Annotated in this window: 9 protein-coding genes; 5 read left to right on the forward strand and 4 right to left on the reverse strand. The window is 71.7% G+C overall.

Annotated elements, in window-relative coordinates; translation table 11 throughout:
* The first annotated feature begins 61 nt into the window (after nt 1–61).
* Nucleotides 62–2,887, forward strand: coding sequence for a preprotein translocase subunit SecA (gene secA / locus RM844_RS16220; RefSeq protein WP_311667913.1), 2,826 nt, complete (start codon nt 62–64; stop codon nt 2,885–2,887).
* Nucleotides 2,888–3,000: 113 nt separating this feature from the next.
* Here secA and RM844_RS16225 read toward each other — a convergent pair whose 3' ends face one another.
* The gene (locus RM844_RS16225) at nt 3,001–3,423 is read right to left on the reverse strand and encodes an Rv3235 family protein (RefSeq protein ID WP_311667914.1); all 423 of its coding nucleotides are present in this window, start codon (nt 3,421–3,423) and stop codon (nt 3,001–3,003) included.
* 190 nt (nt 3,424–3,613) lie between these two features.
* Here RM844_RS16225 and RM844_RS16230 point away from each other — a divergent pair, with 190 nt between their 5' ends.
* The 4 genes from RM844_RS16230 to RM844_RS16245 all read left to right on the forward strand — a co-directional run bounded on the left by RM844_RS16230 (nt 3,614) and on the right by RM844_RS16245 (nt 11,133).
* Complete coding sequence (locus RM844_RS16230; protein WP_311667915.1) at nt 3,614–4,117, forward strand: DUF6912 family protein; 504 nt, start codon at nt 3,614–3,616, stop codon at nt 4,115–4,117.
* 58 nt (nt 4,118–4,175) lie between these two features.
* Complete coding sequence (locus RM844_RS16235) at nt 4,176–4,862, forward strand: HAD family hydrolase (protein WP_311667916.1); 687 nt, start codon at nt 4,176–4,178, stop codon at nt 4,860–4,862.
* 258 nt (nt 4,863–5,120) lie between these two features.
* A complete protein-coding gene (locus RM844_RS16240; protein ID WP_311667917.1) occupies nt 5,121–10,076 on the forward strand; it encodes an NAD-glutamate dehydrogenase in 4,956 nt (1,651 codons plus the stop codon).
* Nucleotides 10,077–10,269: 193 nt separating this feature from the next.
* On the forward strand, nt 10,270–11,133 hold the full coding sequence (locus tag RM844_RS16245) for a class I SAM-dependent methyltransferase (RefSeq protein ID WP_311667918.1): 864 nt from the start codon (nt 10,270–10,272) through the stop codon (nt 11,131–11,133).
* 115 nt (nt 11,134–11,248) lie between these two features.
* Here RM844_RS16245 and RM844_RS16250 read toward each other — a convergent pair whose 3' ends face one another.
* The 3 genes from RM844_RS16250 to RM844_RS16260 are packed head-to-tail and all read right to left on the reverse strand — an operon-like array spanning nt 11,249 to nt 14,826.
* A complete protein-coding gene (locus RM844_RS16250) occupies nt 11,249–12,160 on the reverse strand; it encodes a carbohydrate ABC transporter permease (RefSeq protein WP_311667920.1) in 912 nt (303 codons plus the stop codon).
* Between the two features lie 11 nt (nt 12,161–12,171).
* The gene (locus tag RM844_RS16255) at nt 12,172–13,470 is read right to left on the reverse strand and encodes a carbohydrate ABC transporter permease (RefSeq protein WP_311667921.1); all 1,299 of its coding nucleotides are present in this window, start codon (nt 13,468–13,470) and stop codon (nt 12,172–12,174) included.
* Nucleotides 13,471–13,491: 21 nt separating this feature from the next.
* Nucleotides 13,492–14,826, reverse strand: coding sequence for an ABC transporter substrate-binding protein (locus RM844_RS16260; protein WP_311667922.1), 1,335 nt, complete (start codon nt 14,824–14,826; stop codon nt 13,492–13,494).
* Nucleotides 14,827–14,869: the final 43 nt, after the last annotated feature.

The following is a 14,869-nucleotide window of genomic DNA, read 5'->3' on the forward strand; positions in this document are numbered from 1 at the left end:
CTCGCTGTGCCACCCGCGCCATCAGTCGCGCCAGGCCCGACCGGCAAGGAGACCAGCCCTCGTGTCCGTCTTCAACAAGATCATGCGTGCAGGCGAAGGCAAGATCCTGCGCAGGCTGCAGCGCCTCGCCAAAGAGGTCAACTCGATTGAAGAGGACTTCGTCAACCTGACCGACGCCGAGTTGCGCGCGCTCACCGACGAGTACAAGGAGCGGTACGCCGGCGGCGAGAGCCTGGACGACCTGCTGCCGGAGGCCTTCGCCACGGTGCGGGAGGCCGCCAAACGCGTGCTGGGGCAGCGCCACTACGACGTGCAGCTGATGGGCGGCGCGGCGATGCACCTCGGCTATGTCGCCGAGATGAAGACCGGTGAGGGCAAGACCCTGGCCGGCACGCTCCCCGCCTACCTCAACGCGCTCTCCGGCAAGGGCGTGCACATCATCACGGTCAACGACTACCTGGCCCAGCGTGACTCCGAGTGGATGGGCCGGGTGCACCGCTTCCTGGGCCTGTCCGTCGGCTGCATCACCTCCGGGATGCGCCCGGCGCAGCGTCGCGAGAAGTACAACTGCGACATCACCTACGGCACCAACAACGAGTTCGGCTTCGACTACCTCCGGGACAACATGGCCTGGTCCAAGGAGGAGCTGGTCCAGCGGGGGCACAACTTCGCCACCGTGGACGAGGTCGACTCGATCCTGATCGACGAGGCCAGGACCCCGCTGATCATCTCCGGCCCGGCCGACCAGGCCACCAAGTGGTACGCGGACTTCGCCAAGCTGGCCAAGCGGCTGGAGAAGGGCGAGCCGGCCGTCCCCACCAAGCAGCAGGCCGAGACCGGCGACTACGACGTGGACGAGAAGAAGCGCACGGTCGCCATCCACGACGCCGGGGTCAGCAAGGTCGAGGACTGGCTGGGCATCGACAACCTCTACGAGTCGGTCAACACCCCGCTCGTCGGCTACCTCAACAACGCCATCAAGGCGAAGGAGCTGTTCAAGCGGGACAAGGACTACGTGGTCATCGACGGCGAGGTGACGATCGTCGACGAGCACACCGGCCGCATCCTGGCCGGCCGGCGCTACAACGAGGGCATGCACCAGGCGATCGAGGCCAAGGAGGGGGTGAAGATCAAGGACGAGAACCAGACGCTCGCCAAGATCACCCTCCAGAACTACTTCCGTCTCTACGACCGGCTCTCCGGCATGACCGGTACGGCGATGACCGAGGCCGCCGAGTTCCACCAGATCTACAAGCTGGGCGTGGTGCCGATCCCGACCCACCGGGCGATGGCCCGGATCGACCAGGCCGACCTGATCTACCGCACCGAGCCGGCCAAGTTCGCCGCCGTGGTCGACGACATCGTCGAGCGGCACGAGACCGGCCAGCCGGTGCTCGTGGGCACCACCTCGGTGGAGAAGTCCGAGTACCTCTCCCAGCAGCTCAACAAGCGCGGGGTGCGGCACGAGGTGCTCAACGCGAAGAACCACGAGCGGGAGGCGGCGATCGTCGCCAAGGCCGGGCGCAAGGGCGGCGTCACGGTGGCCACCAACATGGCCGGCCGTGGCACCGACATCAAGCTCGGCGGCAACCCGGACGACATCGCCGAGGACGAGCTGCGCGGCAAGGGCCTGGACCCGGTGGAGAACGCCGAGGAGTGGGCGGCGGCGCTGCCCGGCGCCCTGGAGCGGGCCGAGAAGGCGGTACGGGCGGAGTTCGAGGAGGTCAAGTCCCTCGGCGGGCTCTACGTGCTGGGCACCGAGCGGCACGAGTCGCGGCGGATCGACAACCAGCTGCGTGGCCGCTCCGGCCGGCAGGGCGACCCGGGCGAGTCCCGCTTCTACCTGTCGCTCGGCGACGACCTGATGCGGCTCTTCAAGGCGCAGATGGTCGAGCGCGTGATGTCCATGGCCAACGTGCCGGACGACGTGCCGATCGAGAACAAGATGGTCACCCGCGCGATCGCCTCCGCGCAGGGGCAGGTCGAGCAGCAGAACTTCGAGATCCGGAAGAACGTCCTCAAGTACGACGAGGTGCTCAACCGGCAGCGTGAGGTGATCTACGGGGAGCGGCACCGGGTGCTCTCCGGGGAGGACCTGCACGAGCAGGTGCGCTTCTTCATGGACGACACCATCGAGGCGTACGTCCAGGCGGAGACCGTGGAGGGCTTCGCCGAGGAGTGGGACATGGATCGGCTCTGGGGCGCCTTCAAGCAGCTCTACCCGGTCCAGGTCACCGTGGAGGAGCTGGAGGAGGAGTGCGGCGGCCGGGACGGGCTGACCCCCGAGTTCCTCGCGGACTCCATCAAGGAGGACATCTACCGGCAGTACGACAAGCGCGAGGAGGAGCTCGGTTCGGAGGTCATGCGGGAGCTGGAGCGCCGCGTGGTGCTGTCGGTGCTGGACCGCAAGTGGCGTGAGCACCTCTACGAGATGGACTACCTCCAGGAGGGCATCGGGCTGCGCGCGATGGCGCAGCGCGACCCGGTCGTCGAGTTCCAGCGCGAGGGCTACGACATGTTCATCGCGATGATGGACGGCATCAAGGAGGAGTCCGTCGGCTACCTGTTCAACCTGGAGGTCCAGGTCGAGCGGCAGGTCGAGCAGGTGCCGGTGCAGGGCGGCGCCAAGGAGCAGGCCGAGGGCGCCCCGGAGCAGGAGGCGGTGCCGGCCGGTGCCCGGCCGGCGATCCTGGCCAAGGGCCTGGAGGCGCCGAAGCGGGCCGAGGGGCTGCGCTTCTCCGCGCCCTCGGTGGACGGCGCCGGCGGCGTCGTCGAGGGCGACTTCGCGGCGGGCGAGGGCGCTCCGGCGGCGACCAGCTCCGGCGAGGGGCAGACCCGCGCCGAGCGGCGCAAGGCCCAGAAGGGCGGCCGGCGCCGGAAGAAGTGACGCGGCGGTCGGCGGCCCCGTCGGGCCAGGGCCGGGTGGTCGGGGGCGTGTCCCGCAAGGGGCGCGCCCCCGCCGCGCGTCCGGGCGCCGGCGGCGGGGCGCGATACGGGCGGTCACGGGACGGTGTCCAGCTCGACGGCGGTGCAGCGCCAGCCGCCCGGCTGCTGCTCCAGCCGGAAGGCCAGGGCCCGGGTGCGCTCGCCGACGCTGATCACGGCGCACGCCTCGATCGCCGAGCTGCTCGGGCGGGTCCCCCTGACCAGCCGCAGCGCCGGCGCCGGATCGCCGTCGGCTGGGCGCAGCGGGGCCAGCGGCGCCAGGTGGGCGAGCAGCTCGTAGGCCGGGTCGCGGACGTGGCCGAGCAGGCTGGTGACCGGGCGCTGGCCGCTGAGCACCAGCAGCAGCTGGCCGGCGAACCACTCCTGCGGCCGGGGCCTGGCGCGCTCGCGAGGCCCTGGCTGTGGGCGGCGGGAGTCGACGCGCCGGCCGCCTGGCCCCGTCGGCCGAGGGCCCCGATGACCCCGTTGAGTGCGCATGGTTGGTGGACCGTCCCCCTGAGTTCGGTGCTGCTACCGACCAGTAACGAATGCGGAGTGTAATCAACTCCCTACCGGGCGGCAAGGCTTGGTCGGAGCGTGCGGGAGAGCGGAGTGCGGCGCGCGGGCCCGCTGTGCGCCCCCTGGTAGGGTGAGGCGGCTTTGAGTGTCAGGAAGGGAGCGTCGGACAGTGCGCGTCTATGTCCCCCTCACGCTCTCCGGGCTCGCCCGGCTGCACACCGCTCGGGAGCTGGGCCCCGCCCCGCTGACCGCCTACGCGGTCACCCCGGCGCTGCGGGAGTGGTACCTCTCGGGCAACGAGGAGGAGCTGGAGTACGCGGCGCTCAGTCGGGCGGCCGCGGCCTCGCTCCGGTTGGTCGCGACCGATCCCGCGGTGGCCAGGCGGCGGGTGGTGGTGGCCGCCGAGGTGCCGGACCGGGTCGCGGTCGCCGACCCCGACCTGGCGCTCTCCGCCGAGTCCCTGGGCGAGGTGCGGCTGACCGAGCCGGTGCCGGTGGTCTGGCTGGCCGCGGTGCACGTGGACGCCGAGGAGGCCGCCGCGGACATCCGGGCGGCCGCCGACGCGGTGGGCGCCGCCGACCAGGGCGACGACGACGCCAGGTTCACGGTGGACGGCGCGGCCGACCACGAGCTGCTCTGGTACGGCGTGCAGGAGCTGGACCGACTGCTCTGACCAGCGGCGATCCGGGCCCACTGTCCGACTGTCAGTGGTACGTCGTACCGTGCTCGGCATGGCTACCGCACACCGCCCGGAGATCACCCCGCACCTCGTGTGGGACTGGAACGGCACGCTGCTGCACGACATCCACGTCGTGCTGGCGGCGACCAACGCCGCGTTCGCCGAGTTGGGGATAGCCGAGATCACCCTGGAGCGGTACCGCGAGCTGTACTGCGTGCCGATCACCGAGTTCTACCGCCGGCTGCTGGGCCGGCTGCCGGGCGAGGACGAGTGGGAGGTGCTGGACGCCACCTTCCACCGGCACTACTTCGCCAGGGCCGACTCGGCGGGCCTGACGGACGGCGCGGCGAAGCTGCTCGCCGACTGGGTCGGTGCCGGGCGGACGCAGTCCGTCTGCTCGCTCGCCGAGCACGACCGGCTGGCGCCCTGGTTGACCAGGCTGGGGGTGGCCGATCACTTCATACGCGTCGACGGGAACCGCGGCCGGGGGCCGGTGGTCGGCAAGGCGGAGCAGATGGCCCGTCATCTGGCGGCCATGACCGGGGTGACCCCCGAGCGGGTGGTGGTGATCGGGGACGCCACGGACGACGCGCTGGCCGCAGCGCACGCCGGGGCCAAGGCCGTGCTGTACACGGGGGGTTCGCACAGTCGGCGCAGTCTGGCCAGGGCCGGGGTGCCGGTGGTGGACAGCCTGGCCGAGGCGGTGGCGCTGGCCTCCGAGGTGGTGGGGCGCGGCTGACGCGCCCGCGCTGTTCAACTGGCGCCCGTCCACGATTCGATGTGGGGCGATAGCCTGGGCTCGTGATCAGTGCGATATTCGCCGTGCCTCCGGTCGGGGGGCAACGTGGCCTCCCTGGGCGCTCCGCCACCGCCGGGCCGGCCTGTCGGCTGATTCTCGCCATCGGGACCACCGGAAGCATCCCCGCCAGCCAAGCGAGCGCTGTCCGGTGACCGTTTCTCGACGTCACGCGACGGTGCGCGACAGGAGCAAGAGGACATGCACAGCAAGCTGGACGAAGCCAAGGACGAACTGCTGGCACAGGCGGCCCGGGTAGCCGAGCACGGGCCGAACCAGGGACAGTCACCCGCGCACGGGATGGACGCCGACGCGCTCCACTCCTACCTGCGGCGCTACTACCTCTTCATCGCCCCCGAGGACGTCACCGGGCGTGACCCGGTCGACCTGTACGGGGCGGCGTTGGCCCACCACCGGCTGGCCGCCGAGCGCCCGCAGGGCACGGCCAACGTCCGCGTCTACACCCCGTCGGTCGACGAGATCGGCTGGACCTGCACCCACACCGTGGTCGAGGTCGTCACGGACGACATGCCGTTCCTGGTGGACTCGGTCACCAACGAGCTGTCCCGCCAGGAGCGGGGCATCCATCTGGTGGTGCACCCCCAGATCGTGGTCCGGCGGGACGTCACCGGCCGGCTGCTGGAGGTGCTGGACGCCGGCCGGGACCTGGACGGGACGCCGGCCGCCGAGCAGCTGCCGCCGGACGCGGTGGTGGAGTCCTGGATCCACGTCGAGATCGACCGGGAGACCGACCAGGAGAAGGCGCACCAGGTCGAGGCGGACCTGCGCCGGGTCCTGGGCGACGTCCGCGAGGCCGTCGAGGACTACCAGAAGATGCGGGCCACCGCGCTGCGGATCGCCGAGGGGCTGACCAAGGAGCCGCTCTCCACCGAGCTGCGCCAGCAGGACGTCGACGAGGCCGCCGAGCTGTTGAGCTGGCTGGCCGCCGACCACTTCACCTTCCTCGGCTACCGCGAGTACGAGCTGGACCGGGAGGACAACGGCGGCGCGGGCGACGTGCTGAGCCCGGTGCCTGGCACCGGCCTCGGCATCCTCCGCTCCGACCCGCCCTACGTCGGGGACGACGACCACCCGGCCGCGTCCGCCGCGTTCAACCGGCTGTCGCCGACCGCGCGCGCCAAGGCCAGGGAGCCCAGGCTGCTGGTGCTGACCAAGGCCAACAGCCGGGCCACCGTGCACCGCCGCTCCTACCTGGACTACCTGGGCGTCAAGAAGTTCGACGAGCAGGGCCGGGTGGTCGGGGAGCGCCGCTTCCTCGGCCTGTTCTCGGCCGCGGCCTACACCGAGTCGGTGCGCCGGGTGCCGGTGATCCGCCGGCGGGTCGCCGAGGTGTTGCAGGCGGCCGGCTTCAGCGAGCAGAGCCACAGCGGCCGCGACCTGCTCCAGGTGCTGGAGACCTACCCCCGGGACGAGCTGTTCCAGACCCCGGTGGCGACGCTGCGCAGCATCACCACCGCCGTGCTCCACCTCCAGGAGCGCCGCCGGCTGCGGCTCTTCCTGCGGCAGGAGGAGTACGGCCGCTACTACTCGGCGCTGGTCTACCTCCCCAGGGACCGCTTCACCACCTCGGTCCGGCTGCGGCTGACCCAGATCCTCCTGGAGGAGCTGGACGGCAACAGCGTGGACTTCACCGCGTGGAACACCGAGTCCGTGCTCTCCCGGCTGCACTTCGTGATCCGGGTGGCGCCGGGCACCGAGCTGCCCGAGCTGACCGAGTCCGACCTCGACCGGATCGAGGCGCGGCTGGCCGAGGCGTCCCGGTCCTGGACCGACGGCTTCACCGACGCGCTGCTGGCGGAGTGCGGCGAGGAGCAGGCGGCCGAGCTGGGCCGCCGTTTCGTCGGCGCCTTCCCCGAGGGCTACAAGGCGGACTTCCCGCCGCGTGCCGCCGTCGCCGACCTCCAGCACGTGATCGGGCTGCGTCCGGAGTCCGGGCAGGACTTCGCGCTCAGCCTCTACGAGCCGGTCAACGCGGCGCCGGGGGAGCGGCGGTTCAAGATCTACCGGGTCGGCGAGCCGGTGACCCTCTCCGCGGTGCTGCCGGTGCTCCAGCACCTGGGCGTCGAGGTGGTGGACGAGCGTCCGTACCACCTGCGGCCGACGGACGGCGCCCCCGCCTGGATCTACGACTTCGGCCTCCGGCTGCCCGAGGCGCTGGCCGAGGGGCTGGGCGGCGGCGCCAGGCAGCGGTTCCAGGACGCCTTCGCCGCCGCCTGGACGGGGGCGGCCGAGGACGACGGCTTCAACGCCCTGGTCCTGAGCGCCGGGCTGACCTGGCGCGAGGCGATGGTGCTGCGCGCCTACGCCAAGTACCTGTGGCAGGCCGGCGCGCGGTTCACCCGGGAGAACATGGAGGCCACGCTCCGCCGCAACGTGCACACCACCCGGCTGCTGGTGAACCTCTTCGAGGCGCGGCACGCCCCACAGCGGCAGAGCGCCGGGCGGGAGTTGACGGACGGGCTGCTGGAGGAGCTGGACGGCGCCCTGGAGCAGGTGCAGAACCTCGACGAGGACCGCATCCTGCGCGCCTTCCTCACCGTCATCAAGGCCACCCTGCGGGTCAACTACTTCCAGCACGACACCCGGGGCGAGCCGCACGGCTACCTCTCCATGAAGCTCGACCCCAAGGCCATCCCCGAACTGCCCGAGCCGCGGCCGGCGTTCGAGATCTGGGTGTACTCGCCCCGGGTCGAGGGGGTCCACCTGCGGTTCGGCAAGGTCGCCCGGGGCGGGCTGCGCTGGTCGGACCGCCGGGAGGACTTCAGGACGGAGATCCTGGGCCTGGTCAAGGCGCAGGAGGTGAAGAACACGGTGATCGTGCCGGTGGGCGCCAAGGGCGGCTTCGTCGGCAAGCGGCTGCCCAGCCCGGCGACCGACCGGGACGCCTGGCTGGCCGAGGGCATCGCCTGCTACCGCACCTTCATCTGCGGCCTGTTGGACATCACGGACAACCTGGTGGACGGCGCCGTGGTGCCGCCGGCCGACGTGGTCCGGCACGACGAGGACGACACCTACCTGGTCGTCGCCGCGGACAAGGGCACGGCCACCTTCTCCGACATCGCGAACGAGGTCGCGCAGTCCTACGGTTTCTGGCTCGGGGACGCCTTCGCCTCCGGCGGCTCGGCCGGCTACGACCACAAGGGCATGGGCATCACGGCCAAGGGCGCCTGGGAGTCCGTCAAGCGGCACTTCCGCGAGCTGGAGCACGACACCCAGACCGAGGACTTCACGGTCGCCGGGATCGGTGACATGTCGGGTGACGTCTTCGGCAACGGCATGCTGCTCTCGGAGCACATCAGGCTGGTGGCGGCCTTCGACCACCGGCACATCTTCCTCGACCCTGACCCGGACCCGGCGGTCGGCTACGCGGAGCGCCGGCGCCTCTTCGAGCTGCCGCGTTCCTCCTGGGCCGACTACGACGCCGCGCTGATCTCCAAGGGCGGCGGGGTGCACTCCAGGAACGCCAAGTCGATCCCGCTGACCCCCCAGGTCCGCGCGGCGCTCGACCTGCCGGACAGCACCGCCTCGCTCACCCCGGCCGAGCTGATGCGGGCGATCCTGCGGGCCCCCGTCGACCTGCTGTGGAACGGCGGCATCGGCACCTACGTGAAGGCGGCGGCCGAGTCGCACGCCGACGTGGGGGACAAGGCCAACGACGCGATCCGGGTCAACGGCCGGGACCTGCGCGCCAAGGTGGTCGGCGAGGGCGGGAACCTGGGCCTGACCCAGCTCGGCCGGATCGAGTTCGCGCTGGCCGGCGGCCGGTGCAACACCGACGCCATCGACAACAGCGCCGGCGTGGACACCTCGGACCACGAGGTCAACATCAAGATCCTGCTCAACGCGGTGGTGGCCAACGGCGACCTGACGGTCAAGCAGCGCAACGCCCTGCTGGCCGAGATGACCGAGGAGGTCGGCCGCCTGGTGCTGCGTAACAACTACGCGCAGAACGTCGCCCTGGCCAACGGCGAGGCGACGGCGCCCGGGCTGGTGCTCGCGCACCAGCGGATGATCGGGCGGCTCGGCGAGCGGGGCCTGCTGGACCGGGAGCTGGAGTTCCTGCCGTCGGACGACGAGTTCCGGGAGCGGCGGGCCGCCGGCCGCGGGCTCTCCCAGCCGGAGATGTCGGTGCTGCTGGCCTACGGCAAGCTCACCACCACGGCGGAGCTGCTGACCACCGGCCTGCCGGACGACCCCTACGTGGGCCGGCTGCTCTCCGCCTACTTCCCGGCCGCCCTGCGGGAACGATTCCCCGAGCTGATCGAGAAGCACGCGCTGCGGCGCGAGATCATCACCACCCTGCTGGTCAACGACACGCTCAACGTGGCCGGTTGCTCCTTCATCCACCGGATGCAGGAGGAGTCGGGGGCCTCCACGGAGGAGATCGTCCGGGCGCACACCGCGGCCCGGGACATCTTCCAGCTGCCCGCCATCTGGGACACCGTGGAGGGCCTGGACAACGAGGTCGCCGCCGAGACGCTGATCCGGGTCCGGCTGCACGCCCGCCGGCTGGTGGAGCGGGGCGCCCGTTGGCTGCTGAACAACCGCCCGCAGCCGCTGCGGCTGGCCGAGACCACCGAGCTGTTCGGTGACCGGGTGGGTCGGGTCTGGGAGGAGCTGCCCAAGCTGCTGCGCGGCCAGGAGCTGGACCGGCTGTCCTCGCAGCACGACGAGCTGGCGGGGGCCAGGATCCCGGACGAGCTGGCCCGCCGGGTCGCCGGCTTCTCCGCGGTCTTCCCGGCGCTGGACATCGTGGCGGTGGCCGACCGGACGGGCCGGGAGCTGCTCGACGTCGCCGAGGTGTACTACCACCTCAGCGACGAGCTGAGCATCTCCCGACTCCAGGAGCGGATCAGCGAGTTGCCGCGGGCGGACCGCTGGCAGTCGATGGCGCGCACCGCGATCCGGGAGGACCTCTACGCGGCGCACCAGCTGATCGCGGCCGACGTGCTGGCCGAGGGCGGGCCGGAGGCCTCGCCCGACGAGCGGTTCACCGCCTGGGCCGAGCGGAGTGCCGCGGTGCTCAGCCGGGCCAGGGCCACGCTGCGGGAGATCCACTCCTCGGAGAGCTTCGACCTGGCCAACCTCTCGGTGGCCATGCGGACGATGCGGACCCTGCTGCGCAGCAACCGCTGACCGGGTGCGCCCGCCCGTGGGTGGCCGACACGTGTCGGCCACCCACGGTCCGGTCGGCCGGGTGGTTTGCTGTCGGTGCGTGGGTGCGTGGGTGCGTGGGTGCGTGGGTGCGTGGGTGCGTGGGTGCGTCGGCGCGTCGGCGCGCGCGGGTCGGGCACCGGCTCCGGTCGAGGCGAGGGAAGGGCGTTGCGTTGTGAGCGGTCACCGGCACCACGGGCCGACGGAGATCGACTGGTCGGCGGAGGGCGAGCGGCTGGTCAGGGGCGCCGAGACGCACGAGGCGGAGCTGCGCGCGACGCTGGCCTGGCTGCGCGAGGAGCAGCCGGCGGCGCGCCGGGTGGTGGACGCCGGCAGTGGGCCCGGCGTGCTGAGCTGTCTGCTGGCCGAGGTCTTCCCGGCGGCCGAGGTGCTGGCCGTGGACGGCACCCCCGAGCTGCTGCGGCTGGCCGCGGAGCGGGCCGCCGCGCGGGGCCTGGCCGGCCGGGTGCGCACCCGGGTGGCCGAGCTGCCCGGCGGGCTGGCCGGGCTGACCGATGTCGACCTGCTCTGGGCGAGCCGGGTGGTGCACCATCTCGGCGACCAGCTGGCCGGGTTGGGGGAGCTGGCCGGGACGTTGCGCCCCGGCGGGCTGCTGGCCCTGGCCGAGGGCGGGCTGCCAATCCGCTTCCTGCCCCGGGACTTCGGTCTGGGCCGGCCGGGCCTGCAGGCGCGGCTGGACGCGGCCAACGAGGAGTGGTTCGCCGGGATGCGGGCGGCGCTGCCCGGCGCGGTCGCGGTGGTCGAGGACTGGCCCTCGTTGCTGACCAGGGCCGGCCTGGCGCCGGTCGGGTCGCGTACCTTCCTGACCGAGCTGCCGGCGCCGCTCGGGCCGGCCGCCCGGGAGCTGCTGCGGGACCGGCTGGCCAGGCAGCGCGAGGTGCTCGGGGAGCTTCTGGCGCCCGATGACCTGGCCACCCTGGAGGTCCTGTTGGACCCGGACGCGCCGGACGGGCTGCGCCGCCGCCCCGACGCGTTCCTGCTGAGCGCCACCACCGTGCATCTGGGCCGGGCGGGCTGATCGGCCGCCGCACCGCGACGGCCGGTGGGCCGGCCCCGGTATCGCCCGGGGCCGGCCCACCGGCCGTTCTCGTGTGCTTGAGGGGGCGCGGACGGATCGCCCGCGCCCCCTCGGGTCACTTCACGCCGCCGGCCATCACGCCGGAGACGAACTGCCGCTGGAAGGCGAAGAAGATCGCCAACGGCACCAGCATGGTGAGGAACGCGCCGGGCGCCAGCACGTCGAAGTTGCTGCCGAACTGCCGCATCTCCTGCTGGAGCGCCACGGTCATCGGCGGCGAGCCGGCGTCCGCGAAGATCAGCGCCACCAGCATGTCGTTCCAGACCCACATGAACTGGAAGATGGCCAGTGCCGCGACGGCCGGGCCGCCCAGCGGGAGCACCACCCGGAAGAACAGCCGCAGTTCACCCGCGCCGTCCAGCCGGGCCGCCTCCAGCAGCTCCCGTGGGATCTCCGCGAAGAAGTTCCGCAGCAGGAAGATCGCGAACGGCAGCCCGAACGCCGAGTGGAAGAGCACCACGCCCAACGTGGTCTCGAAGATCCCCAGGGTGTTGAAGAGCCGCGCCACCGGGATCAGGGCCACCTGGATCGGCACCACGAGCAGTCCGACGACCACCAGGAAGAGCCAGTCACGGCCGGGGAAGTCCAGCCAGGCGAAGGCGTAGGCGGCCAGCGCCCCCAGCACGATCACCAGCGCCGTGGCCGGCAGGGTGATCGCCACCGTGGTCCACACGGAACCGGTGAAGTTCGCGTTGCCGAGCAGACTGTCGTAGTTGCTGAACGACCACTGGCCGGGGTCGGTCAGCGCCTCCCACCAGCCGGTGGAGGCGATGTCCCTGGGGTCCCGGAAGGAGGACACCAGCAGGCCGGCGGTGGGCAGCAGCCAGAGCACGCCCAGGACCACCAGCACCACCCGCACCACCGTGCCGGAGGCGAGGGCGGCGAGGCGGCTGCCCCAGGACTGGCGGGGCGGGCCGGCGGTGGCCGACGTCGGCGTCTTCGCCGGGTCGGGTACGTGTGCGGTCATGGTGGGAGCGGTCACCGCTTGTTCTCCCGTCGCAGCCGGCGCAGGTTGACGATCATCACGGGAACCACCAGCAGCAGCAGGAACACCGCGATGGCGCTGCCCACGCCCTGGTCGGCGCCCGTGCCGAAGGAGGACAGGTAGAGCTGGAGCGCCAGTACGTTGGCGTCCGCCTGACTGGAGCTGGGGGCGATCACGTAGACCAGGTCGAAGATCTTCAACACGTTGATCATCAGGGTCACCATCACCACCCCGAGCACCGGGGCCAGCAGCGGCACGGTGATCCGGCGGAAGACCTGCCACTCGTTGGCACCGTCCATCCGGGCGGCCTCCAACGTCTCCCGTGGCACGCTGGCCAGGCCGGCGGCGATCAGCACCATGGCGAAGCCGGCCCACATCCAGACGTAGCTGGCGATGATCGCCGGGGTGACGATGTTGGGGCCCAGCCACTCGACGCCGCCGTAGCGGGAGGTGAAGTTGTCCGCCGCCAGTCTGAGTTGGGCTCCGTCGGCCTCGGCTGGCAGTTGGAAGGTGCCGTCCGGGCCGGTCGTGGCGTCGGCCACCACCTCGCCGTCCCTGACCGCCTCGACGGTGATCCCGGACAGCGCCAGTTCCTCGGGGTCGATCGTGCCCTCGGTGCCCTGCCCGCCGCGGGTGAAGTCCATCCAGACGGTGCCGGTCACCCCGTCGGTGGCGCTGTCCGCCACCCGGGCCGGCTCGGCGTCGGCCAGCTCCGGCTGCGGCACCGCCACCAGCGGCAGCAGCGCCGGGGAGCCGGCCGTGACCGGCTCCTGGAGCAGGTAGGAGCCGTCGGGCTCGACGGTCAGCGGACCGCCGGGCCGGGGCTCCGCGTCCGGCCAGCTGGAGGTGTCGGCGAAGGTGTCGTGCACCGTCGTCACGACCGCGTTGGCCAGCCCCCGGTCCGGGTTCTGCTCGTAGACCATCCGGAAGATGATTCCGGCGGCCAGCATGGAGATCGCCATCGGCATGAAGACGATCAGCTTGAAAACGGTCGCCCAGCGGACGCGCTCGGTCAGCACCGCGAAGAGCAACCCGAGCGCGGTGGCCACCGTCGGCGCCACCACGATCCAGATCAGGTTGTTCTGGAGCGCGGTCCTGATCGCGTCGTTGGCGAATATCTCCTTGAAGTTGTCCAGGCCGACGAAGCTGTCGCCCGAAGCGTCGAACAGGCTGCGCTGCACCGAGTACCCGATCGGGTACACGACCAGCGCGCCGAGCAGCAGCAGTGCCGGGAGCAGAAAGCTCGCCGCCACCCAGGGACGAGCCCTGATCACCGCCTTGCCGGATGCCATGGGTAGTCAGTCTCCGTCCGTTCAGTGGCCGTAAGCGTCGGCGGCCTGGGACTCCAGGTACTCCTGGGCCCCTTCGATGTCGTCGGGTGCGCGCAGGAAGTTCTGCAGTCCCTGCCACATGCCCTGTCCCGTGGTACCGCCGAACGCGGCCGGGGTCTGGTCCGACATGTCGAACCTGAAGTCGTCGCCGGCCGCGATCAGCGCCTCGGCGATGCCCCGTTGGACGTCGTTGGGATAGACGTCGAACTCCAGGGACTTGTTGGGCGAGACGAAACCGCCCGGCTCCGCCCAGATCGCCGCGGCGTCGGTGGAGGCGAGGAAGGTCAGCAGGGCCTCCTGGGCCTCGCTCATCTCACCGTCCGGCGCCACCGCGACGGCCGCGTCGCCCGCGCTCACCACCGGGGGAGCCCCGTCGCCGACGGCCGGGAACGGGAAGACCCGGGCGTCGACCCCGATCTCCGCGTCCGTGTTGTCGGTGATCACCGAGCCGACGAAGTCGGCCTCGAAGACCATCCCGGCGGCCGGGCTGGTCAGGTCGATGAACGTGTTGGTGACCGAGGTCGGGAAGTCGGTCTGCAACGAGCCGCCGGAACCGCCCAGCAACAGCCGGTTCTCACCGTAGAGCTCGCCGAGGGTGGTGAGCGCGTCGGTGACGCTCTCGTGCGTCCAGGGGATCTCGTGGGCCGCGAGCTGGTCGTACATCTCGGGCCCCGACTGGGAGAGATAGATGTTCTCGAACCAGTCGGTGAGCGTCCAGCCGTCCGCGCCCGCCACCGAGACCGGGGTGGTGCCCGACTCCCACAGCGTCCACGCGGTGTCCACGAAGCCGTCCCACGAGGTGGGCGGCTCGACGCCGGCGTAGTCGAACGCCGTGGCGCTGTACCAGACCAGCGACTTGTTGGCCGCCTTCACGTAGACGCCGTACAGCTCGCCGTCGGCGGTGCCCGCCAACTGCTGCCAGCCCGGGGTGTAGTTGGCGTCCAACTGGGCCCGGGTGGTCTCGCCCAGCGGGGCGATCCAGCCGTTCTCGGCGAACTCCCGCAACACCCCGGGCTGCGGCACCATCACCACGTCGGGCGGCGCGCCGCCCTCGATCTTGGTGCCGACGAACTGCGACACGTTGTCCCCGCTGGGTATCACGCTGATCGACGCGCCGGTGCGTCGTTCGAACTCCTCGGTGACCCGGACGAAGTTGTCGCGTTCGGCGCCGGTCCACACCGCGCCGACCTCAAGGGACTGCCCACTCAGGTCGGGCAGTTCGACGGTGGCCGGGCGCTCGCCGCGCTCGCCCTCGTCACTGTCGCCGCCGCAGGCGGTCAGGGTCAGCGCCGTACCGGCGACCACCGCCGCCGCCATTCGTTTCGCTTTCCGGCCAGGGCTTGGGCCCGAACCGCGCATG

Source organism: Streptomyces chisholmiae, from assembly GCF_031845445.1.
Taxonomy (GTDB): domain Bacteria; phylum Actinomycetota; class Actinomycetes; order Streptomycetales; family Streptomycetaceae; genus Streptomyces; species Streptomyces chisholmiae.